General features: G+C 64.8%; 17 protein-coding genes. 8 read left to right on the top strand and 9 right to left on the bottom strand.

The genetic code is table 11. The features are described 5' to 3' along the window. The first annotated feature begins 229 nt into the window (after positions 1 to 229). From NG698_RS02925 to NG698_RS02940, 4 genes are read left to right on the top strand one after another with little or no spacing between them, the layout of a single operon-like run. Complete coding sequence (locus NG698_RS02925) at positions 230 to 3376, top strand: efflux RND transporter permease subunit (RefSeq protein ID WP_252598879.1); 3147 nt, start codon at positions 230 to 232, stop codon at positions 3374 to 3376. Next, positions 3373 to 3828 carry a hypothetical protein gene (locus NG698_RS02930; RefSeq protein WP_252598880.1) on the top strand — a complete coding sequence of 152 codons (456 nt, stop codon included), beginning with the start codon at positions 3373 to 3375 and terminating at the stop codon, positions 3826 to 3828. The genes NG698_RS02925 and NG698_RS02930 overlap by 4 nt, the downstream gene beginning before the upstream one ends. Position 3829: 1 nt before the next feature. Continuing rightward, entirely contained in the window at positions 3830 to 6973 is a 3144-nt protein-coding gene (locus NG698_RS02935) for an efflux RND transporter permease subunit (protein ID WP_256470733.1), read from the top strand. A 31-nt stretch (positions 6974 to 7004) separates the two neighbouring features. After that, positions 7005 to 7907 carry a hypothetical protein gene (locus NG698_RS02940; RefSeq protein ID WP_252598882.1) on the top strand — a complete coding sequence of 301 codons (903 nt, stop codon included), beginning with the start codon at positions 7005 to 7007 and terminating at the stop codon, positions 7905 to 7907. A gap of 116 nt (positions 7908 to 8023) precedes the next feature. Here NG698_RS02940 and glpK read toward each other — a convergent pair whose 3' ends face one another. The 3 genes from glpK to NG698_RS02955 form a co-directional block, all read right to left on the bottom strand. Next, on the bottom strand, positions 8024 to 9538 hold the full coding sequence (gene glpK, locus NG698_RS02945; protein WP_104060713.1) for a glycerol kinase GlpK: 1515 nt from the start codon (positions 9536 to 9538) through the stop codon (positions 8024 to 8026). A 45-nt stretch (positions 9539 to 9583) separates the two neighbouring features. Continuing rightward, positions 9584 to 10336 carry an MIP/aquaporin family protein gene (locus NG698_RS02950; RefSeq protein ID WP_252598929.1) on the bottom strand — a complete coding sequence of 251 codons (753 nt, stop codon included), beginning with the start codon at positions 10334 to 10336 and terminating at the stop codon, positions 9584 to 9586. 94 nt (positions 10337 to 10430) lie between these two features. After that, entirely contained in the window at positions 10431 to 12242 is a 1812-nt protein-coding gene (locus tag NG698_RS02955) for a glycerol-3-phosphate dehydrogenase/oxidase (RefSeq protein ID WP_374209939.1), read from the bottom strand. Positions 12243 to 12366: 124 nt separating this feature from the next. Between NG698_RS02955 and NG698_RS02960 the strand changes: the two genes are divergently transcribed. The 4 genes from NG698_RS02960 to NG698_RS02975 are packed head-to-tail and all read left to right on the top strand — an operon-like array spanning position 12367 to position 16235. Then, a complete protein-coding gene (locus NG698_RS02960) occupies positions 12367 to 13341 on the top strand; it encodes a sugar-binding transcriptional regulator (protein WP_252598883.1) in 975 nt (324 codons plus the stop codon). Positions 13342 to 13351: 10 nt separating this feature from the next. Continuing rightward, positions 13352 to 14221: an aldo/keto reductase gene (locus NG698_RS02965; protein ID WP_252607994.1), complete on the top strand. Its 870-nt coding sequence runs from the start codon at positions 13352 to 13354 to the stop codon at positions 14219 to 14221. Positions 14222 to 14232: 11 nt separating this feature from the next. Further along, positions 14233 to 15162, top strand: coding sequence for an alpha/beta fold hydrolase (locus NG698_RS02970; RefSeq protein WP_252607995.1), 930 nt, complete (start codon positions 14233 to 14235; stop codon positions 15160 to 15162). Next, the gene (locus NG698_RS02975) at positions 15159 to 16235 is read left to right on the top strand and encodes a glycosyltransferase family 4 protein (RefSeq protein ID WP_252598886.1); all 1077 of its coding nucleotides are present in this window, start codon (positions 15159 to 15161) and stop codon (positions 16233 to 16235) included. Before NG698_RS02970 ends, NG698_RS02975 begins: the two co-directional genes overlap by 4 nt. A gap of 22 nt (positions 16236 to 16257) precedes the next feature. Here NG698_RS02975 and NG698_RS02980 read toward each other — a convergent pair whose 3' ends face one another. The 6 genes from NG698_RS02980 to mihF form a co-directional block, all read right to left on the bottom strand. Next, complete coding sequence (locus NG698_RS02980; RefSeq protein ID WP_252607996.1) at positions 16258 to 18411, bottom strand: primosomal protein N'; 2154 nt, start codon at positions 18409 to 18411, stop codon at positions 16258 to 16260. An 11-nt stretch (positions 18412 to 18422) separates the two neighbouring features. Next, positions 18423 to 19658, bottom strand: coding sequence for a methionine adenosyltransferase (metK, locus tag NG698_RS02985; protein ID WP_252598888.1), 1236 nt, complete (start codon positions 19656 to 19658; stop codon positions 18423 to 18425). Positions 19659 to 19736: 78 nt separating this feature from the next. Then, positions 19737 to 20987, bottom strand: coding sequence for a bifunctional phosphopantothenoylcysteine decarboxylase/phosphopantothenate--cysteine ligase CoaBC (gene coaBC / locus NG698_RS02990; protein ID WP_252598889.1), 1251 nt, complete (start codon positions 20985 to 20987; stop codon positions 19737 to 19739). A 29-nt stretch (positions 20988 to 21016) separates the two neighbouring features. Continuing rightward, positions 21017 to 21277, bottom strand: coding sequence for a DNA-directed RNA polymerase subunit omega (gene rpoZ, locus NG698_RS02995; protein ID WP_056340218.1), 261 nt, complete (start codon positions 21275 to 21277; stop codon positions 21017 to 21019). 39 nt (positions 21278 to 21316) lie between these two features. Then, positions 21317 to 21889: a guanylate kinase gene (gene gmk / locus NG698_RS03000; protein ID WP_058932377.1), complete on the bottom strand. Its 573-nt coding sequence runs from the start codon at positions 21887 to 21889 to the stop codon at positions 21317 to 21319. Positions 21890 to 21937: 48 nt separating this feature from the next. After that, positions 21938 to 22255 (bottom strand): integration host factor, actinobacterial type, encoded by a 318-nt coding sequence (gene mihF / locus NG698_RS03005; RefSeq protein WP_168223552.1) that lies wholly within the window; start codon positions 22253 to 22255, stop codon positions 21938 to 21940. Between the last annotated feature and the right edge of the window lie 87 nt (positions 22256 to 22342).

Below are 22342 nucleotides of genomic sequence, written 5' to 3' on the forward strand. Positions count from 1 at the left end.
AGCGGGGTGGCTCAAGGGGGTAGGTTCTACCCTTGCCAACCCAGCGCAATCGGTCCACAGTATTGTCAAGTCTGTGGGGAAACTAGACGGTCTCAGGTCGAGGAGCCTGACATGTATTCTTGGCGTTTATGTCCCGCACAACGTTGTGATGGACTGAAAATTCCGTCCATCACCTCTGCGAAGAAGTAGCGAGGGACTAGTCGTGTTTGGCTGGGTTACCCGGTTCAGCATGCAGTTCCGAATCTTGGTTCTCGCCCTCGCGGCGGGCCTTATTACTTTTGGCATCGTAAACGTTCCACATATGGCCGTGGACACCATGCCGGAGTTCGCCCCAGCACAGGTAGAGATCCAGACTGAGGCCCTAGGGCTCTCCGCGGTTGAAGTTGAGCAGCTTATTACCGCACCGATGGAAGCAGACCTCCTCAACGGCGTGGCCTGGCTGGACGAGATCCGCTCGAAATCCGTCCCGGGGCTGTCGTCCATCGAACTGGTCTTCGAGCCCGGCACGGACCTCCTGCGCGCACGCCAGTTGGTCGCGGAACGGATGACGCAGGCGCACGCGCTGCCTAACGTCTCATCGCCGCCGCTGATCATGCAGCCCATGTCCTCCACCAGCCGCGTGGTGATGGTCAGGATGAACTCCAAGGAGCTCTCCGGCATTGAGATGTCGGTCCTGGCCAGATGGAAAATCAAGCCGCGGCTGATCGGTATCCCGGGCGTGGCGAACGTGTCCATCTGGGGCCAGCGCGAACAGCAGCTGCAGGTTGAGGTCACTCCGACGCAGCTGCGCGACAAAGGCATTACCCTTGAGCAGCTAATTAAGACCACAGGCAACGCGGTCTGGGTTTCGCCGTTGAGCTTCCTGGAGGCTTCGACGCCCGGGACCGGCGGTTTCGTGGAGTCGCCCAACCAGCGCCTTGGCATCCAGCACGTCCTTCCAATCCGCACGCCGGCCGACCTGGCCAAGGTCAGCGTGGAGGACACGGACCCGCAGTTGCTTCTGGGCGACATTGCCCAGGTCAAGGTAGACCACCAGCCGCTGATCGGTGACGCCGTTGGGGCGGACGCCGGCCTGATGCTGGTGATCGAGAAGTTCCCCGGCGTCAGCGCCCTGGAGGTCACCCGTCGTGTTGAGGCGGCCCTCAAGGACATGGAGCCGGGCCTCACGGGCGTCCAGATCGATACTTCTGTCTTCAGGCCTGCGACCGGTGTTCAGGACTCCGTCAACAGCCTCGGCCTGGCGCTCCTGATCAGCCTGCTGATTGCGGTAGCACTGTTTTGGCTGCTGTTCCGGTCCTGGCGGGTCGCCGTGATCGCACTCGTGGCCATCGCCACTACCGTCACGACGGCGGCGGTGGTGCTGTTCGCCCAAAACGCAACACTTAACATCACCGTCCTGATAGGAGTTCTGCTCGGCACGTCCGTGATCGTGGGCGACATCGTGGAAGACGTTCAGGCCCACCGACGACAGCGCGCCGTCCGCGAGGCGACGGACGCCGAGGCTACCCCGAGGTCGCGCAGCAGCTACATCGTCCGCGGGGTCCGCACGCCGCTGTTCCACGCATCGCTGATGATGGTGGTCGTCCTCGTTCCGACCCTCTTCGTGACTGGAGTAGGCGGCTCGTTTCTTTCGCCGCTTTTCTGGTCGTTGGCGCTGACGCTGGCCGCCGCCCTGATCGTAGGCTTGTCCGTCACACCGGTACTGGCGTATTTCCTCCTCCCGTCCAAGACCGCGACCGACCGGGAACTTCCCGCCGTCGGACGGGGAAAGGCGTACTACGACCGCGCACTGGGCGGGGTCAACTCCCGGAAGCCCCTGGCGATTGTGGCCATCGTGGTCGTGGGGATCCTTGGCGTCGCTGCCGGCTCGCAACTGGCAGGAAACCGGCCGCTCGTTCCCACCATGCCCGACCGGACCCTGTTGGTGCAGTGGGACACCATGGCCGGGACGTCCAATGACGAAGTCCGGCGGATCGCTGCCCTGGCCTCCGATGAACTCAGGGCCCTCCCGGGGGTTTCGGGCGTCGGCGGTCACGTGGGACGCGCCATCTCTGCGGATCAGGTGGTTGGCAACAGCTCTGCTGAGCTGTGGGTGTCGATCGCACGGGACGCCAACTTCGGCGAAACGGAGCGGGCGGTACGGGACGTGGTCCAGGGCTACCCGGGCATCGCGCACAACGTGCTGAACTACTCCCAACAGACCGTCGGCGACATGCGCTCCAGCCTGGAGCCGGGATTCGCGGTCCGCGTCTACGGAACGGAAATGCCGGTGCTCCGTGAAAAGGCAGAAGAGGTCCGCCAGGCCCTCCAGAAGATTGACGGTGTGAACAACCCGACCATCGACGCTGCCGCCATGACCGCGATCGTAGAGGTCCAGGTCAATCTCGAGGCTGCCCAAAAGTTCGGCATCAAGCCCGGTGACGCGAGGCGCGCCGCTGCGACACTGATGCAGGGCATCGTCGTCGGGAACCTCTTTGAGGAGCAGAAGGTGTTCGAAGTGGTTGTTCGCGGCGCGGTTGGCGTCCGGGATGACCTGACCAGCATCCGTGAGCTGCTCCTTGACGCTCCTAATGGCGGCCACGTCCAACTGGGCCAGGTCGCCGACGTTCGCATGGTCCCCAGCGAAGTTGTTATCCAGCACGATGCCACCTCGCGGCGGATCGACGTCGTGGCTGACGTCAGCGGACGCCCGCTGGCAGATATCCAGCGGGACATCGAGGCGGCCATCCAACAAATCCAGTTCCCGCTCGAACACCACGCCGAGATCCCCACGAAATACAGCCAGCTGCAGGCCGCAGACACCCTGGTTCATGGACTCGGAATGGCGGCCATCCTGGCTGTGCTGCTTCTGCTTCAGACTGCACTGCGGAGCTGGAAGCTTGCCCTCGCCGTCTTCCTGACGCTTCCCGCCGCGATGGCGGGAGCAGCGGTCGCCGCATGGATCGGGGCGGAGTCCCTGTCCTGGCTGTCGCTGACGGCGTTTGCGGCCGTGGTGGCCATCGCTGCACGTAATGCGGCGCTCCTGTCCGCGCGTGTTGACGAACTCTGGCGGGAGTCCGAACAGATGTCACGCACTGACCTGGTCATGACGGCGGCCCGGGACCGGATATCGCCGATCCTGAAATCCGCCCTCATTACGTTCCTCGTGCTGATACCGCCCGCCATCCTCGGCGGCGCGGTAGGCCAGACCCTGATCGTGCCCATGCTGCTGATCCTAGCCGGCGGGCTCGTGACCACAACGCTCGTGGGGATCTTTGTGCTCCCGCTGCTCACACTCTGGTTCGGTCCCCGCACCGAGCCGGAAGAGTGGTCAGAGGTCTACGAATCGGAAGTTCCAGTCACCCCTGTTATGCCGGAAAAGGTGGAAGTATCATGACCAGCAAATGGACCCTGCGGCGCCTGCCAGTGGCGGCCGCTGCCTGCGCAGCACTGCTGTTTTCACTGCCCGCCTGTGCTCAACCCTCAGCCATGGCAGAAACCGCATCTGAAGCGGCTGCCAAGGTGGAAAAGAATGCCACCACCGGCATAGCACGCATCACCCTGAGCGAGCGGGCCATTGAACGGCTGGAGCTGCTCACCGACACGGTCAAGCCGGGTCCGGGGGACGCAGGCGTCCTGTTCCCATACGCAGCGCTGCTGTACGACGCGGAGGGGAAGACCTGGGTCTACATCAACCCCGAGCCACGGGTGTACGAGCGCCAGCCCGTCACGGTGACCAAAATCGAAGCGGGCGCGGTCACAGCCAGTGTCGGCCCAGCTGTTGGAACGCCTGTGGTAACAGTAGCCGCGGCTGAGTTGTTCGGCGCAGAGTTCGTTACGGGCAAATGACATGCGCCGGATAGTCGCGGCAAGCCTAAGGTTCAGATCGATCATCATCGCGATGGCGGCGGCGCTGCTGATGGTAGGCGGCGCCCAGCTCAGCAGTGCCTCGGTGGACGTGTTCCCTGAATTCGCGCCGCCGAAAGTGGAGGTCCAGACAGCCTGCCTGGGACTTACCGCCGCTGAGGTGGAAGAACTCGTTTCGGTTCCCATGGAAGAAGCCTTCAACGGCATCGACGGCCTCCACCACATGCGGTCCAAGTCGGTACCGCAGCTGTCCTCGATTGTGATGGAATTCGAGAACGGCACGGATCTGCTCACTGCCCGACAGTTGGTGTCCGAGCGGATGGCGACGGTCATTCCGACGCTGCCCACCTGGGCGGCGCCGCCGATCATGCTGCAGCCCCTGTCCTCCACCAGCCGGGTCATGAAGATCGGGCTGTCCTCGGACACCCGGTCCCTGATCGAGATGTCAATGATTTCCTACTGGAACATCAGGGCCCATCTGCTCCGCGTTCCCGGCGTGGCAAACGTGGCAATCTGGGGCGAACGTCTCCAGATGCTTCAAGTCCAGGCTGACCCGGCCAAGCTGGCCGCAAACAAGGTCAGCCTGGAAACCGTCATGAGCACCACCGCCAATGCCCTCGACGCCGGCCTGCTCCAGTATTCCACCGGTGCCGTGATCGGCACCGGAGGTTCCCTGGACACACCCAGCCAGACAATTGGGGTCAGGCACGTCCAACCCATCACCACACCTGCGGACCTCGCGAAGGTGGCACTGGAGGATCGTGAGGGGCAGCCCCCGCTCCAGCTGGGCGACGTGGCCAATGTGGTGGAGGACCACCAGCAGCTGATCGGTGACGCCGTCATTAACGGCGGACCGGGTCTGATGCTGATCGTGGAAAAACTGCCTTGGGGCAACACCCTCGAAGTGACAAAGGGGGTGGAAGAGGCCATGAAACAACTCGAGCCCGGCCTGACCGGAATCGCTGTGGACACGGCCATCTTCCGGCCTGCAACCTTCATTGAGGAATCCCTCGACAACCTGGGCGTAGCCCTGCTGCTCGGATGCCTGCTGGTCATCCTGGTATTGAGTGTCTTCCTCTTCCAGTGGCGGACGGCATTGGTCAGCGTCCTGGCCATCCCGTTGTCACTGGTGGCGGCGGCCCTCGTGTTGTATTGGACCGGCGGCACGATCAATACCATGGTGCTTGCGGGGTTGGTGATTGCCGTCGGGGTGGTGGTGGACGATGCCATCATCGACGTCGAGAACATCGTCAGACGGCTCCGGCACCACCGGGCCAGTGGCGCCACCGGAAGCACCGCCAGGGTGGTGGTCAACGCCTCGCTTGAGGTCCGCGGACCGATTGTGTACGCCACGCTGATCATCGTCGCCGCCACGGTTCCGATCTTCTTCCTGGACGGGCTGACAGGGGCGTTTTTCCGGCCGCTGGCCACCTCCTACACGCTCGCGGTGATCGCGTCCATGGTCGTGGCGCTGACCGTCACGCCGGCAATGGCGTACATCGTCCTGCGAAATGCCAAACTGGAGGACCGGGATCCGCCCGTGGTCAGGGTCCTGAAGCGCTGGTACGCCAACGCGCTCCGGCCCATTGTCCGCCGTCCTGTCCCCGGCTACCTGACACTGGCCGCCGTCGGGATGGTCGGCATTGTGGCGGCGCCGCTGCTGGGCCAATCGTTGCTCCCGGAATTCAAGGAGCGTGATTTCCTGATGCACTGGCTCACGCAGCCGGGCACGTCAAACGCCGAGGAAGTCCGCGTCAGTGAGCTGGCCTGCAGGGAACTCATGACGATCCCCGGCGTGAACAACTGTGGGGCCCACACCGGACAGGCATTCAATGCCGATGAGGTGGTGGGCGTCTACTTCGGTGAGAACTGGATCAGCGTCGACCCCGGGGTGGATTATGACCAAACCCTGGCAGCAGTGGCGGCGGTCGTGGACGGCTATCCCGGAATCCAACGGGACGTGCAGACGTACCTCAAGGAACGCATTCGCGAGGTACTCACCGGAACCGGTTACGCCGTCGTCGTCCGTGTGTACGGCGACGACCTTGCGACGCTGCGCCAGGAGGCTGACAAGATCAAAACCATTCTGGGCGGCATTGACGGAGCCATCGGCGCGAAGGTTGCCCTCCAGGCCAACATTCCGCAGATCGATGTGGAAGTGAACCTGGAAGCGGCGAACCGCTACGGGCTGAAGCCGGGCGATGTGCGGCGTGCCGCGGCGACCTTCGTTGCCGGTGAAGAGGTAGGCGACATTTACCGGGACGGGAAGGCCTACGACGTCCAGGTGTGGAGCCCGCCGGAGGCCCGGACGAGTGTCACGAACATTGAGAACCTTCCCCTCGATACGCCGAGCGGGGTCAAGATCCGGATGGCTGATGTCGCCACGATTTCGGTCAAGCCCACGCCCAACGTCATTGAGCGTTCGGAGGGATCCAGGCGCATCGACGTCAGTGCCAACGTCAAGGAAGGTGATCTGGCGAAGGTCGTGGAGAAGCTCAATTCCGATATGGAATCTGTTCAGTTCCCGGTGGGCTACAGCGCGGTTGTCCTCGGCGAATACGCCGAACGCCAGGCCGCATCCCAACGTCTGCTGCTCTACTCCATTGGCGCGGTCATCGTCGTCTTCCTTCTACTGCAGGCTGCTTTCAAGAGTTGGCGGCTGGCCACCCTGGCCATCCTGACCCTGCCGGTGGCTCTCGTGGGCGGAGTGATCGCCGCACACCTCAGCGGCGGAATCCTGTCCCTCGGTTCGCTGGTTGGCTTCCTGACGCTCATGGGGCTCGCGGCACGCAATGGCATCCTGCTCATCAACCACTGCCAGCATCTGGAGCAGTTCGAGGGCATGGCCTTCGGACCCGCGCTGGTGCTTCGGGGGGCTGCAGAGCGGTTGTCGCCGATCCTTATGACCACGCTGGCCACTGCCCTGGCCTTGGTTCCGCTCGTGGTAATGGGTAACATCCCGGGCCACGAGATCGAACATCCCATGGCGGTGGTGATCCTAGGCGGGCTGGTCACGTCGACGATGGTCAACCTGTTCATCGTCCCGTCGCTGTACCTGCGTTTCGCCAAAGGCGTCCGCGGCCGCCGGCACGGGGCACACGAGCTGGAACCCGCGCCTGCGGTCTAGCAGATCCCCACGAGTATGAAAGGCACGTGAGATGGCTTTTCGAGCACATCGGTTCACGGCATACGGGTCCGCATTGCTGCTGGCCTTCGGATCGCTGACAGTGGTGTCGGCACCCACAGCGGGTGCCGCGCCGCCGGCCCGGGAACTCTGCGGGCCCGGCTCCGCGATCAACTTTGACCGTTCGGATTTCCAGGCTTCCCCGCGGATCGATAACAAATGGTTCCCGCTCAAGCCTGGCATGCAGTACACAACGACGGGGACCGTGACCTCCGCCGAAGGGACCAGCACACGCACTGTCGTCCATACAGTCACCGGGCTGACCAAGGTAATTGACGGCGTCAAGACCCGTGTCCTGTGGGACCGCGACTACTCGGACGGCGAACTGGTGGAATCCGAACTGGCCTTCTTTGCGCAGACTGGAAAGGGAACGGTCTGGCTATTCGGCGAATATCCGGAGGAATACGAAAACGGCGAGTTCGCTGGTGCGCCCAGCACTTTCATCAGCGGGCTTGCCAAGGCCCAGGCCGGCATCGCCATGCAGGCCAGGCCCCGGACCGGCACGCCGGACTATGTCCAGGCCTATGCACCCAAGGTTGACTTCCTTGACTGCGGGACAGTTTTCAAGAAGCACCAGCGCGTCTGCGTCCCGACTGGCTGCTACGACGATGTACTGGTGATCGATGAATACAACCCGCTGGAACCGCCTGAGGCAGGCCACCAGCGGAAGTTCTACTCATCCGGAACAGGGCTAGTGAAAGTCACCGCCGTCGGCGGTCCCGACCAGGAATTCATGGACCTCGTGAAAGGGAAGAAGCTGGGCGCCGCGCAGTTCGCGGCCGTCAACACCCAAGCGCTGGAACTGGATGAGCGGGCATACTCAGTCAGCAGAAGCGTCTATGCGAAGACACCGCCGGCTGAACTCGACGGACCCTGACCACCGTGCTGGCGAGGGTTGGTGACCGGGGGTCCTGACCCGCACAAGACCAGGGAGGGCGGCACTCCTCGGGCCGCCCTCCCTGTTCGTTGCTGTCCGGAGACGGTTCGGAGTGCCTAGCGGACGTCCTCGTCGACCCAATCCATGGACTTCGTCACGGCCTTCCTCCACAGGCGCAGCTGCCGGTCCTGCTCGGCCTGGTCCAGTTTCGGTTCCCACCTCTTGTCCTCGGACCAGTTGGACGAGAGTTCGCCGAGGTCCTTCCAGAAGCCGACGGCGAGGCCGGCTGCGTAGGCGGCGCCCAGTGCGGTGGTTTCCACTACCTTCGGCCGGATCACCGGAACGCCCAGGATGTCCGCCTGGAACTGCATCAGCGCGTCGTTGGCAACCATGCCGCCGTCGACCTTCAGTTCAGTGAGCGGAACGCCGGAATCCGCGTTGACCGCGTCCAGCACCTCGCGGGTCTGGAAGGCTGTGGCCTCCAGCGCCGCCCGGGCGATGTGGTTCTTGTTGACGAACCGGGTCAGGCCCACGATGGCGCCGCGGGCATCCGAACGCCAGTACGGGGCGAAGAGCCCCGAGAAGGCCGGAACGATGTAGACGCCGCCGTTGTCCTCAACGGCCGCCGCCAGCGTTTCCACCTCCGGCGCGCTGCTGATCATGCCCAAATTGTCCCGGAGCCACTGAATCAGGGAACCGGTGACCGCGATGGAGCCTTCCAGCGCATAGTGCGTTGGGGCATCGCCGAGCTTGTACCCGACCGTGGTGAGCAGACCGTTCTTCGAGTGAACAATCTCCTCGCCGGTATTGAAGATCAGGAAGCAGCCGGTGCCGTACGTGTTCTTGGCTTCACCAGCCTCGAACGCCGCCTGCCCGAACGTGGCGGCCTGCTGGTCACCCAGGATGCCTGAAACCGGAACTTCGCGCAGCAGCTGAGAGGTGTGCACGGTGCCGTAGACCTCCGAGGAGGACTTGATGGCCGGCATCATGCTCAGCGGCACTCCGAAGATGCCCAGGATCTCCTCGTCCCAGGTCAGGGTCTCCAGGTCCATGAACAACGTGCGGGAGGCGTTGGTGACGTCCGTGACGTGCACGCCGCCGTCCACCCCGCCCGTCAGGTTCCAGAGGACCCAGGCGTCGGTGTTGCCGAAGACGAGGTCGCCGGCTTCCGCTTTGGCCCGGGCGCCGTCAACGTTGTCCAGGATCCACTTGATCTTTGTCCCTGAGAAATACGTGGCCAGCGGCAGCCCCACCTTCTGCTTGAACCGCTCCGGGCCGCCGTCCTTGGCCAGCTCATCCACGATGTCCTGGGTCCGTGTGTCCTGCCAGACAATCGCGTTATAGACGGCCTCGCCGGTGGTCTTGTCCCAGACAACCGCTGTCTCGCGCTGGTTGGTAATTCCGACGGCGGCAATATCGTGCCGGGTCAGGTTCGCCTTGGAGAGGGCGGACGCGATCACTTCGCGGGTGTTGTTCCAGATCTCAGCAGGGTTGTGCTCCACCCAGCCCGCCTGCGGGAAGATCTGCTCGTGCTCCATCTGGCCCGAGGAAACGATGTTGCCGCTGTGGTCAAAGATGATGGCGCGGGAGCTGGTGGTGCCCTGGTCAATGGCGATGACGTATTGGTTCATGGTGACGTCCTTGTCTGTATTTTTGTGTGTGTTTGAAAATGGTTACTAGCCGGCGACGGCAGGCATGATCGCGGGAACCCAGAACGCCACCAGGCCGGCAAGGCTACCGCCGACCAATGGCCCTACGACGGGGATCCAGGAGTAGGCCCAGTCACTGGAACCCTTGCCCTTGATGGGCAGGATGGCGTGGGCGATGCGGGGCCCGAGGTCGCGGGCCGGATTAATGGCATAACCCGTGGGTCCACCCAGGGATACGCCGATGCCCACCACGAGCAGTGCCACCGCCAGCGGCCCCAGGCCCGAGGGCGTCCCGCCGAACGTCAGGATAACGAATACAAGGACAAACGTGCCGATGATCTCCGTGATCAGGTTCCAGGGCGTGGAGCGGATGGCCGGACCGGTGGAAAACGTCGCCAGCTTGTTGGCTTCCACGGGTTCGGCATCGAAGTGCTGCTTGTATGCGACCCAGCAAAGGACAGCACCCAGGAAGGCGCCGAGCAGTTCGCCACCGAAGTAGGTGAACGTGGACGCGACATCCACCGGGACGTCCGGAGCATACTCCTTGCCGCCCTTAACCAGTAGGCCCAGCGTGACGGCCGGATTGAGGTGGGCGCCGGATTTGGCGGCAACGAAAACACCCGCGAAGACGGCGATCCCCCACCCCCAGGTCACCATCAGGAACCCGCCGCTGTTGCCTTTTGTGCCCTTCAGGGCAACGTTGGCCACGACGCCGCAACCCAGCAGGGTGAGCATCGCCGTTCCGAAGACTTCGGAAAGAAAAACAATTCCAAGAGACATCATTGACTCCTCTATTTTCTATTGTGCGGTCCTTCGCGGGTTGAAGGACCGTTGAACCGGAGCGCTTTGACGCCCCGGCTGCAGCCTGGTCTGCCTAGGCGACCAGGCTGTGGATCTGTACGCGGTGGAATCGCTCCAGTACTTCCCGCGCATGCTTGATCTCGTCGGTCTTGGCTGTGGCATCCCAGCCCAGCGGGGCGGACAGGACGTCCGCAACCTCGACAAGAAGTTCTCCGGTGACAAGTCCACGGAAGGCGAGCGACGTACGCCTGATCAGGACATCGATGAGGTGCCCGATCTGCTCGTTCCGGGCCATAAACTCCAGCTCACGGACGCTGAGTTCACGGGTGGAACGGAGCAACCTGTCCGGGCCGGCATCAAGGTAGCGGATCACGTCGTCAGCCCTCGTGCCGTAGCGGGTCAGCAGGACGGCGGAGCGGTCCGCGTCCCGGCCGGCACCCATATGAGCCTTGATCCATTTCTGGACTCCGGCGTCATCCTCGGGGAAGCCGGCGCCGCCTCCGATGGCGAGTTTCGCCGTCGAGACCTTCCGTTCCATCCTCAGCTCGGCAAGCACATCATTTGCCATGTGCTCGGCCAGAGCCCGGAAAGTGGTCCACTTACCGCCCACCAGGCTGAGTACGACGGCGGTTCCTGCGCCGGGTGCCCCGGCAGCCGGGGTGCGCCGTTCAATCCGGTAGTCGCGCGAGACAAACCCCGGCTGGGTGGCGTCGTGGCGTGGCAGCGGGCGGACACCGGAGAACGTGTAGACGATCTGGTCACGCTGCACGGTGATGTCCGGGAAGACGTGGCCGATCAGGTTGAAGAAGTACTCGATCTCCTCATCCGTGCACACTGCGTCCTGCGTCATGTCGGCAAGGACGTCAGTGGTTCCCACCAGGACCCGGTCGCCCATGGGATAGATGAGGACGATCCGGCCGTCCGTGTGCTCAAAGAAGATCTCCCGGCCTTTGCAGGCCTCGAGCAGGACCGGGTGGTCCAGCACAATGTGCGATCCCTTCGTGCCGCCCATAAAGGCCGACGCCGCCCCCATGGCTTCGTTGGTCAGGTCCACCCAGGCGCCGGTGGTGTTGACGATGACGTCCGCGGTGAAATCAAACAGCTCGCCAGTCAGTTCGTCGCGGAGCTGGACCGTGGTGCCGGACTGTGCGGCAGCCCCGCCGAGCGAATGGAGTGCGAGGTAGTTGCTCGCCCGTGCTGTTGAGCTTTCCGGTCCGCCGCTGCCTTGCCCCGCTTTTTCGCCGTCCTGGAGCACATCGAGCGTAAGGCGCTCGGGGTTGTGGACCGAGGCGTCGAAATAGGTGGCTGCGTATTTGATGCCGGGATGCAGCTGCGGCAGCTCGGCGAGGGCACGCTTGCGTCCGCGGAACTGGTGGCGCTGCACGGAGCCGCCGTCCCGGGAGAACGAGTCGTACATACTCAGGCCCAGTTTGATCAGGAAGGCGCCGCGCTCTTTGGGCTTGCCCTGCTGCTTGTGCGTGAGGAACCGCAACGGTGCGGACAGGACGCCGGAAAAAGTGCTGAAGATCGGGATGGTGGTCTGGAGGGGCTTCACATAATGCGGCGCGATCCGCAGGAGGCGGTTGCGTTCCACCACGGATTCGCGGACGAGGCGGAATTCCCCGTTTTCCAGGTAACGGATGCCGCCGTGAATCATATGGGAGGACGCGCCGCTGGCACCCTGGCAGTAATCGCCACGCTCCACCAGGGCCACGTCCACTCCCTGCAGGGCGAGGTCCCGGAAGGTTCCCACGCCGTTGATGCCACCGCCGATGATCAACACCTTGGCGTGCGGACGATTCCGCAGACCCTGCACCGATACGCGCGGCACGGTGCTGTGGGCGGGCGTGGCTCCGCTGTGGCCGAATGTATGTTTGAGTCCCAACACTGCTCCTTGGGTTTATTGGCGTGCGGGCATCCGCCGGATGCACCGTCGTTCTTCAACTATTGTTTGGAGTAATGGAAAATGGAGTCAAGCACTATGCACAAACGTGCAGAATGGAGTCCGAATGACGCTCTCCCGGCACTCAGATGCGCTTCGGGCTGCACAGATGTATTACCTCCAGGACCTGACGATGGACGCGATCGCCCGGGAATTGCGGACATCCCGGTCCACTGTTTCGAGGCTTCTGTCGGCGGCCAGGGACACTGGACTGGTCCAGATCCAGATCCGCAACCCCCTTGATACGGGCCCCGAACTCGAAAGCATGATCCGGCGCGAGTACAACGTGGACGTGCACGTTGTTCCGGTGCTGGAGTCCTTGAACGAGGCGGAAACACTGGACCGCGTGGCCATGCAGGCTGCACGCACCATCGGCCCGCTGGTGGATTCCAATGCGATCATTGGCATCGCGTGGGGTTCCACGCTCAGCGCGGTCAGCAGGCACCTCACCCGCAAGATCACCCATGACACCGTTGTGGTGCAGCTGAACGGCGCCGGAAACATGCACACCACCGGTATCACCTACGCCAGTGACATCATGCGCCGCTTCGGAAGCGCCTACGGAGCCCGGGTGGAACAGTTCCCCGTTCCGGCGTTCTTTGACCACGCCGCCACCAAGACCGCCATGTGGAATGAGCGCAGCGTGCAGCGGATCCTGAACCTGCAGGCCAGGATGAGCATCGCAGTCTTCGGCGTCGGATCCGTGGACGCGGACTACCCCAGCCACGTCTACGCGGGTGGGTACCTGGACGAAAGCGACCTCAAGGTGCTGGCCCATTCAGATGTGGTGGGTGACGTCGCCACGGTGTTTTTCCGGCGTGACGGATCCTCTGACGGCATCGTCCTGAACGAACGCTCCACCGGTCCGGCGCTCTCCCAGCTGCGCCAGGTCCGGCGTCGAATCTGCGTGGTCTCCGGGGCATCGAAGATCAACGGTCTGCGCGGTGCCCTCTCCGCCGGCCTCGCCACCGACCTGATCTTGGATGAAGCCACCGCGCGCCGCCTGGTGGGCTTTGGCGGTGCCGCCCGGCCCAATGGGTAAAGTCAATGCTATGAAAACCTCACCCCGCCTCAGCCTCAACAACGGCGTGCTGATTGACCAGTTGGGATTCGGGCTGTACAAAGTTCCGGCAGCGGAAACATCCGGCCTGGTGGCCACGGCCCTCGGCACCGGATACCGCCACTTTGACACGGCAGCGATGTACGGCAACGAAACCGGCGTGGCGCGGGGGCTCGGCCCCGCCATGGATTCCGAAGGCAGAAGCGGCGGCTCCGGGGAATCCTCGCCCGGCCTGCGGCGCGAGGACGTATTCATCACCACGAAGGTCTGGAACGATGACCAGGGGTACGACTCAACCCTCCGTGCCTTCGATACCTCCATGGTCAACCTCGGCCTGGACTACGTGGACATGTACCTGATCCACTGGCCCTGCGCCAAGCGGGATCTGTTCACCGACACATACCGCGCCCTCGAAACGTTGTACCGCGAAGGCAAAGTCCGGGCCATCGGCGTCTGCAACTTCCAGCCCACGCACCTGGACCGGCTGCTCGAGAGCGCCGAAGTGGTGCCCGCCGTGAACCAGATTGAACTGCACCCGTGGCTCCAGCAGGCGGAGCTGAGGGACAAGCACCACGCCCTGGGCATCCGGACGCAAGCCTGGAGCCCCCTGGGGCGCGGGCACGTGCTGGCGGATCCCGTGGTGCTTGCCCTGGCCGCCGAACATGGCCGGACTCCTGCCCAGATCATCCTCCGGTGGCATGTCCAGCTGGGAAACATCGCCATCCCCAAGGCAAGCTCCGAGGCCCGGATCCGGGAAAACCTGGACGTCTTCGGCTTTGACCTGTCAGACCGCGACATGGCAGCCCTTGCCGAGCTTGACCGCGGTCAGCGCACCGGGTCCCACCCCGACAACGTCAACTAGGACCGAGGGTCATGAAAACCGCCGATCATCAGCCATCCCCTGTGCCCTCCTTCTTCAGCGCCGGGCTGGCCGCCCGCACCCAGGCCGCCGACATCGTGATTAACGGCAGCACCGTGGCGTACTGGACTTACGAACCGATCCAGGCCACACCGGACACCCGCACCATCCTGGTCATCCATGGTTTCCGCGGCGATCACCACGGCCTGCTCCGGGTTGCAGACCAGTTGCCGGAAATGCGCATCATCATGCCGGACCTGCCGGGGTTCGGCAGCTCCGCCGCGTTCGTGTCCGGGAAACATTCGGTGGAGCAGTACGGCACCTTTGTCACCGACTTTATGGCGGCGCTCGGCCTCGGCCCGGACACCGTGCTGTTGGGGCACTCCTTCGGCTCGATCGTCGCCGCCCATTTTGTCGCCACCCACCCGGGTACCGTCACACCGCTGATCCTGATCAACCCCATCGCCATGCCTGCCCTGGAAGGCCCCAAGGGCATCATGACCAAGCTGGCCGTCCTCTACTACCGGTTGGCGGCCCGTCTCCCCCGCCCGCTGGGACTGGCACTGCTGCGCAGTCCGCTGATCGTCAGGGTCATGAGCGAGGCCATGGCCAAGACCGGCAACAAGGACCTGCGCCGTTTCATCCACGGCCAGCACCACGCCTACTTCAGTGCGTTCGCCGACCGGGAAAGCCTCCTCGAATCGTTCACGGCGTCCGTGAGCGGCCACGTGGCAGAGGTTGCCGGGAAACTGACATTGCCGGTGCTCCTGGTCGCCGGCGAAAAGGACGAGATCGCCACCCTGCCGGACCAGCACCGCCTCGCCGCGCTCCTTCCGGACGGCGTCCTCAAAGTCATTCCCGGCGTCGGCCACCTCATCCACTACGAAACGCCCGGACCGGCCGCCGGCTTCATCCGCAGCTTCCTTAAGGACCACCCCGCGTGAAGATTGTCATCGATGCACGATTCACCCGGACCGACCACCACGACGGCATCAGCCGTTACGGGGCCAGCCTCATCGCCGCCACGGCGAAGGTGGCCGAGGTTTCCATGCTTATCAGCGACACGCGCCAACTGGCGCTGCTCCCGGATGTTCCGTACACGTTGATAAACAGTCCGCTGTCCCCGCTGGAGCTGTTCGTGGCCCGCAGGATCAACCCGCTGGGGGCAGACGTTGTGGTGTGCCCCATGCAGACCATGGGCAGTTGGGGGCGCAAGTACGGCCTGGTCCTGACCCTGCACGACCTCATCTACTACGAGCACCCCGCTCCCCCGGGATTCCTGCCGGCACCCGTCCGCGTGCTCTGGCGGCTCTACCACAAAGCGTTCTGGCCGCAGCGCGTCCTCCTCAACCGGGCGGACACTGTGGCCACCATCAGCCGGACCACGGAAGCGCTGATGGCCAAGTACCGGCTCACCAAAAGGCCGGTGCGGATCATCAGCAACGCCCCGCAGCCCGCGCAGGAACCGCGCGACCCTGCCACCGGGGCGGACCATTCGCTGGTGTACATGGGCTCGTTTATGCCCTACAAAAATGTTGAAACAATGGTGGCCGGCATGTCCGAGCTGCCTGATTTCACCCTGCACCTGCTGAGCAGGATCACCGCCGAGCGCCAGGCCGAGCTGGAGATCATGGTGCCGCCGGGTGCCACGGTGGTCTTCCACAACGGGGTCACCGATGACGAATATGCCGTCCTGCTCAAGCGCGCCACCGCACTGGTGAGCCTCTCCCGCGCCGAAGGCTACGGTCTTCCCCTGGTGGAGGCCATGGCCCTCGGCACGCCGGTCATCGCCAGCGACATCCCGATTTTCCGCGAGGTGGGCGGCGACGCGGCAACCTACGTTGATCCCGCATCCCCGGCAGAGTTCGCCGCGGCCGTGCAGAAACTGCGGGACGACGCCCACTGGCGGCAGGTGTCCCGCCGTTCCGTGGCACGTGCGCAGGAGTTCAGCTGGGACGAATCCGCGCAGCAGCTGGTGGACGTGGCCCACGACATCATGGCGCGGCGCAGCCGCTGACTGGTGCCGCCAAAGGAAGCCGCTAGAGGACGTCCACGCCGTCCAGCCTGACCTGGACCGGTTCCGTGGTCCTCTTGGCGGCGGCCGCAGCCCTTGTTGCACGTAACACCCGGGTGACCGTGGCTGCCTGCCCGTACGCGAAGAACAGCAGGGTGCGGGCGTCCTCCACGGCCCCCCCGGCACCCCCGGCTCCCCCGGCGGCTGCTGGACCGGTGAGGACCAGCGGAGCCGGTCCTGCGGTCCGCAGCGTCACGCCGGCGGCGGCCAGCTCCTTCTCCACGGTCCCGGAAAAATGTACGACGGCGGCCCGGGGGCCGGTGACCGAGGCAATCCTGACCGCCGGCGGCAGCTGGAGTTCCATCCGGAGTTTCAGCTCGCGCCGGGCGTACCCGGCCGGGTCCCACCGCAGCAACGCGCCAACAGCAACACTTTCCGTCGCGGTGATGACCACCAGTCCGCCGTCGGACGCCGGGCGTACCAGGGCTGCGGCGTTGAACCAGCGGCGCACGGTGTCCTCCCCGGCGCGGAGGTTCTCCCGGCGGAGCAGGGAGTCGCCGTCCAGGAGCAGCGCCGCAGCGTAACCGCCCTCCGCCACGGGCTCGGCCCCGACGGTGGCCACCACCAAGGCCTTGGCGCTGCCAACATCGGCCTTGATGTTGCCGCCCGAGGACGTAATGACGGGTTTTCCGGGAAATGCCCTGCCCAGCTCTTCGGCTGTGCGCAGGACGCCGGTGGCGCCCTTACGCAGCTTGTGCCCCGCGCAATGGGCACACCGCCACTCCGCTGCCGGCGTGGAACACCAGCGGCATTGCGGGATCGCAGAGCTGCCGGTGGCTCCGGCCAGGGCAAGGGGACCCTGGCAGGCCTGGCAGCGGGCAGGTTCGCGGCACGTCTCACAGACGAGCGACGGCGCGTAGCCGGCGCGGGCCACCTGCACCAGGACGGGCCCACGTTCCAGTCCTTCCTTGGCGGCGCGCCAGGCGGCACCGGGAAGCCTGGCAACCAGTGCCAGGGGGTCGCGCTCCTGCTCGAAGCTGTCCGCCGTGTTCAGCACCCGGGGCACGGTCCGTCGTGCAAACGCCCGATCGGCCTCTACGGGCATGGCCCAGCCGGCCTCCACCAGCCGCTGGAGTTCCGTGCTCCTGGAATGACCCGCCATCAGGCAGGCGGTGCCTTCCTGGTCCGCGCGCAGCAACAGCACGTCGCGGGTATGGGCGTACGGGGCACGCTGTTCGATGTGGAGGTCATCGCCGTCGTCCCAGCAGGCAACAAGGCCCAGATCCCGGACCGGGGCAAACGCTGCAGAACGCGTGCCGATGGCTACGCGCGCGGACCCGGCCAGGAGGCGCAGGAAGTTCCGGTAGCGGGGGGTGGGCCCGTCGTCGGATGTCAGGCGGGCAATATCCTCGGCAGGCAGCACCTCCAGGAGCGCCATTTCGAGCTGGTCCAGGTCCCGGTAGTCCGGCACCACCACCACGGCGCCGCGGCCGGAGGCACGGACTGCTGCCACGGCCGTTGCCATCAGGTGCGGCCATGCTGCCGGGCCGAATCCCTGGAGCGGGTTGAAGACCGCCCGTGGGGATCCGCCGTCCCTCAGGTGCCGGACAAATGCCGGGCCGTTGCGGTAACCGGCCCAGTCTGCTTCTATCCCGGCAGGGACGTCCGGGCCGGTCAAAGCCCCGGCGTGGGCCGGCGGTTCCGGTGACGCAGGCTCTGCTCCCGGCAACGAGAGGAAGTCCTTCTCGAGCCTCGCCATGCGCGGAGGCACCGCGACGCGAAGGACGTCACTGACCGTGCCCGCATAGCGGGCCGCGACGGCGGACACCAGATCCCGGACAGCCGGCGTCAGGACAACGACCGGAGAGACCACTTTCTGCAGCGGTACCAGGGCGTGGCCGGCGTCGGATTCTTCAGTCCGTTCAATGATGAACCCGGACAGGCCCTGGCCGTTGAAGCTGACCTTGACCCGGACGCCGGCCTGTGCGGCCTTGTCCAGTTCGGCCGGCACGCTGTAGTCGAAAGGCCGGTCCAGATGCGGCAGCGGCGTCTCCACGAGGACCCTAGCCACCGGAAGGTGCGCGGCCAGCGGGGGCCTGGACGGCCTGGCCTTCGCCGGGAAGCCCTGCAGCAGCGACAACTGGACGGCGCCGGGAGGGACAGACTCATCAGAGGCCATGGCGGACTGGCCTACGCGTTGAAGAAGGCCTTCAGGTCCTCCACCCGGTCCAGGCGCTCCCAGGTGAAGTCGGGATCGTCACGGCCGAAGTGTCCGTGCGCGGCGGTCTTCGCGTAGATGGGACGCTTGAGGTCCAGGGCATCGATGATGGCACGCGGGCGGAGGTCGAAGATCTCCGCGATGGCGGCGCTGATCCTGGCCGGGTCCACCGTCTCGGTGCCGAAGGTCTCGACGTACGTGCCCACGGGGCGGGCCTGGCCGATGGCGTAGGCAATCTGGATCTCGGCGCGCTTTGCCAGTCCGGCCGCCACGACGTTCTTGGCAACCCAGCGCATGGCGTAGGCAGCGGAACGGTCCACCTTGGAGGGGTCCTTGCCCGAGAAGGCGCCGCCGCCGTGGCGGGCCATGCCGCCGTAGGTGTCCACAATGATCTTGCGTCCGGTCAGGCCGGCGTCACCGACGGGCCCGCCGATGACAAACTCACCGGCCGGGTTCAGGATGTTGGCAGCCCGGGAAATGTCCAGGTTGGCTGCAGCCAAGACGGGCTCAATGACAAAGGCGGCGAGGTCCGCGCGCAGCCGGTCCAGGCTGGTGCCTGCGGCGTGCTGGCTGGAGATGACGACGGTTTCGACGGAGACCGGGACGTCCTTGTCGTAGCCGATGGTGACCTGGGTCTTGCCGTCGGGGCGGAGATAGGACAGTTCGCCGGACTTGCGTACCTCGGTGAGGCGTTCGGACAGGCGGTGCGCGATCCAGATCGGCACCGGCATGTAGGACGGGGTTTCGTCGCTCGCGTACCCGAACATCAGGCCCTGGTCGCCGGCGCCCTGGAGGTCGTAGTCGTCCTCCTGGCGGCCTTCGCGGGCTTCGAGGGAGTTGAAGACACCCCCGGCGATGTCGTTGGACTGCTGTCCGATGGAGACGGACACGCCGCAGCGGGCACCGTCAAAGCCGTTGGCCGAGGAATCGTAGCCGATGCCCAGGATGGTTTCCCGGACGATCTGCGGGATTTCGACGTAGGCGTCGGTAGTGACCTCACCGGCAACATGGACCAGGCCGGTGGTGGCCATGGTCTCCACGGCGACGCGGGACTCGGGATCCGCGGCGAGCAGTGCATCCAGGATGGCGTCACTGATCTGGTCGCAGATCTTGTCCGGGTGGCCTTCAGTGACCGACTCGGACGTGAAGAGCCGGAGGGCGGAGGGCGTGGCCCCGTGGGTGTGGGGAATGTGCAGCGGTAAAGTCACTCAACTACCTTACTGGTTGGGAATCGGACGTCCGGCGGCGTGTGTCCCCGTGCTAAGGAAACGGTGCGTGGCTTTCGGTCAGGCGCGTGGCGAAACGTGGTTCAGCTCATAGCCGACCCGCGTGATGACGGCGGCCGAAACCTCTGTTTTGGTTCCGGCGGCCAGTTGTGGTTCGGCGCCGGAGCGGGCAAGGATGACTACCGAGTTGCTGTCCTGGCCAAAAACCTTGTCCGATCCCACATGATTGACCACCAGGAGATCGCAGCCCTTGCGCTTGAGCTTTGCCTCCGCGTAGGTCAGGACGTCGCCCTGGCCGTCACCGGTCTCTGCCGCGAAGCCCACAATCAGCTGGCTCCGGCGGCTGGCATGGTTTTCGGGAGCGTGGTCCCGGACCTCGACCAGTTCCTGGAGGATGTCCGGGTTCCGGACCAGGGAAATGACGGGGTCCGCGGTGTCATCACGTTTCTTGATCTTGGTGCCGGAGATCTCCGCGGGGCGGAAGTCCGCCACGGCCGCAGCCATGATCACGACGTCGGAATCCGCCGCGGCTGCCAGCATGGCCTCGCGCAACTCCAGCGCGGTCTCAACGGTCACGACGTCGACCCCTGCTGGCGCCGGAACCTCCATATGGGCGGCAACCAGGCGGACCGTGGCACCCGCGTTGCGGGCGGCGACGGCCAGCGCCACGCCCTGCTTACCGGAGGACCGGTTGCCTAGGAAACGGACGGGGTCCAGCGGTTCCCGCGTTCCGCCTGCACAGACTGTGACGGTCCGCCCGGCCAGCGGAAGCTGGTAATCGGACTGGCCCTGGGCGAGTGCCATGGCGGCGTCGAAGATGGCTTCGGGCTCAGGCAGGCGGCCCGGACCGGAGTCGGTGCCGGTGAGCCGGCCGCTGGCCGGTTCCAGGACGGCCACTCCCCTGCTCCGCAGCGTTTCAACGTTGGCGCGGGTGGCGGCGTGCTGCCACATCTCCGTGTGCATGGCGGGGGCAAAGAGTACCGGGCCGCTGGCCATGAGCAGCGTGTTGGTGAGGAGGTCATTGGCTTGTCCGGTGGCCGCGCGAGCCAAAAGATCGGCCGTCGCGGGCGCCACCACAATGAGGTCGGCCTCATGGCCGAGCCTGACGTGGTTGACCTGGTGCACGTCGTCGAAGACGCTGTTGCTGACCGGGTTCCCGGACAGGGCCTCCCACGTGGCGACACCCACAAAGCGGGTGGCTGCCTCGGTGGGAATCACCGTGACATTGTGGCCGGCTTCAGTAAAAAGCCGGAGGAGCGATGCGACCTTGTAGGCCGCAATCCCTCCCCCGACTCCGAGGACTATGCGCACGTGACCTCCGTCAACAGGGCAGTCTGAACTTACTCTGCGGCTTCGATCGGCGTGGAAACGAGCTTGCCTTCGTTGATTTCGCGCAGGGCGATGGACAGCGACTTCTCGTTCAGCTTGGTGTCGACCAGGGGGCCGACGTACTCGAACAGGCCCTCGTGCAGCTGGGCGTAGTAAGCGTTGATCTGACGTGCACGCTTGGCACCGAAGATCACCAGGCCGTACTTGGAATCAGCTGCCTTAAGCAGTGAGTCGATCGGCGGGTTGATGATGCCTTCAAGGTTCGTGGACACGAATTCTCCAAATTCTAACGGGCTGGCTGCTACCGGCTACTAGTGCGGGTGCGGGGTCAGCCCCATGAGTGAAACAAGCTCGTCCGCTGCCCGGCGAACGTCATCATTGATGACGGTGTGGTTAAACTCCGGTTCAGCGGCAAGTTCCAGTTTAGCCGTTTCCAGCCGCTGCTGCTGCTCCTGCTCAGTTTCCGTGCCGCGACCCACCAGTCGGCGGACCATTTCGTCCCAGCTGGGCGGCGCCAGGAACACAAACTGGGCGTCAGGAACGGCCTGCTTGACCTGGCGTGCACCCTGCAGATCGATCTCCAGCAGGACGGACCTGCCGGCCGCGATGGCCTCGTCCACGGAACTCCGCAGCGTGCCGTAGGTGTTCTGGCCGTGGACTACGGCCCATTCCAGGAACTCGCCGGCCGCAACGAGCGACTCGAACTCTTCCTTGGACTTGAAGAAGTAGTGGACGCCATCCTGCTCACCGGGCCGCGGAGCGCGGGTGGTGGCCGATACGGAAAGCCAGACTTCGGGGTAGTTATCCCGGATGTAGGTGGACACGGTGCCTTTGCCAACAGCCGTCGGACCAGCGAGGACTGTCAGTCCCGGTTTCTTGCTCACGTATTCCTTTGCGGCGGAGTTTGGGTTCGGGCGCCTCTAGGAAACGCCCTATTTCTCGTCTATAAAATCTACCAGCGCCTGGCGCTGGTGAATGCCCAGCCCGCGGAGACGGCGGGATGCCGCTATGCCCAACTGCTCCATAATGGCTGCAGCCCTGACTTTTCCGATGCCCGGCAGGGCCTCCAACAGCTCCACCACCCTCATCCGGGCCAGGGCGTCATCCGCGGCGGCGGCACCGATAAGGTCCGCTGCCGACGTCTTGCCGTTTTTGAGGCGCTCTTTGGCGGCCGCCCTGGCGGCCCGCGCGGCGGCCGCCTTGTTCAGGGCCGCCGCGCGTTCCGAAGGAGATAAGGGTCGCAGGCTCATGGAGGACACCCCCGGATTCATCGGCTGAGTCCAAGGCGACCGCCGTTGGACTTGTCCTGAAACCTACCCCTTGGTGGGCGGTGAATC

This window comes from Pseudarthrobacter raffinosi, from assembly GCF_023913735.1.
Taxonomy (GTDB): domain Bacteria; phylum Actinomycetota; class Actinomycetes; order Actinomycetales; family Micrococcaceae; genus Arthrobacter; species Arthrobacter raffinosi.

Excerpts from the sequence above, each read along its gene's own strand:
- NG698_RS02925 (WP_252598879.1), top strand. The coding sequence starts at position 230 with ATGCAGTTCCGAATCTTGGTTCTCGCCCTCGCGGCGGGCCTTATTACT.
- NG698_RS02930 (WP_252598880.1), top strand. The coding sequence starts at position 3,373 with ATGACCAGCAAATGGACCCTGCGGCGCCTGCCAGTGGCGGCCGCTGCC.
- NG698_RS02935 (WP_256470733.1), top strand. The coding sequence starts at position 3,830 with ATGCGCCGGATAGTCGCGGCAAGCCTAAGGTTCAGATCGATCATCATC.
- NG698_RS02940 (WP_252598882.1), top strand. The coding sequence starts at position 7,005 with ATGGCTTTTCGAGCACATCGGTTCACGGCATACGGGTCCGCATTGCTG.
- glpK (WP_104060713.1), bottom strand. The coding sequence starts at position 9,538 with ATGAACCAATACGTCATCGCCATTGACCAGGGCACCACCAGCTCCCGC.
- NG698_RS02950 (WP_252598929.1), bottom strand. The coding sequence starts at position 10,336 with ATGTCTCTTGGAATTGTTTTTCTTTCCGAAGTCTTCGGAACGGCGATG.
- NG698_RS02960 (WP_252598883.1), top strand. The coding sequence starts at position 12,367 with ATGACGCTCTCCCGGCACTCAGATGCGCTTCGGGCTGCACAGATGTAT.
- NG698_RS02965 (WP_252607994.1), top strand. The coding sequence starts at position 13,352 with ATGAAAACCTCACCCCGCCTCAGCCTCAACAACGGCGTGCTGATTGAC.
- NG698_RS02970 (WP_252607995.1), top strand. The coding sequence starts at position 14,233 with ATGAAAACCGCCGATCATCAGCCATCCCCTGTGCCCTCCTTCTTCAGC.
- NG698_RS02980 (WP_252607996.1), bottom strand. The coding sequence starts at position 18,411 with ATGGCCTCTGATGAGTCTGTCCCTCCCGGCGCCGTCCAGTTGTCGCTG.
- mihF (WP_168223552.1), bottom strand. The coding sequence starts at position 22,255 with ATGAGCCTGCGACCCTTATCTCCTTCGGAACGCGCGGCGGCCCTGAAC.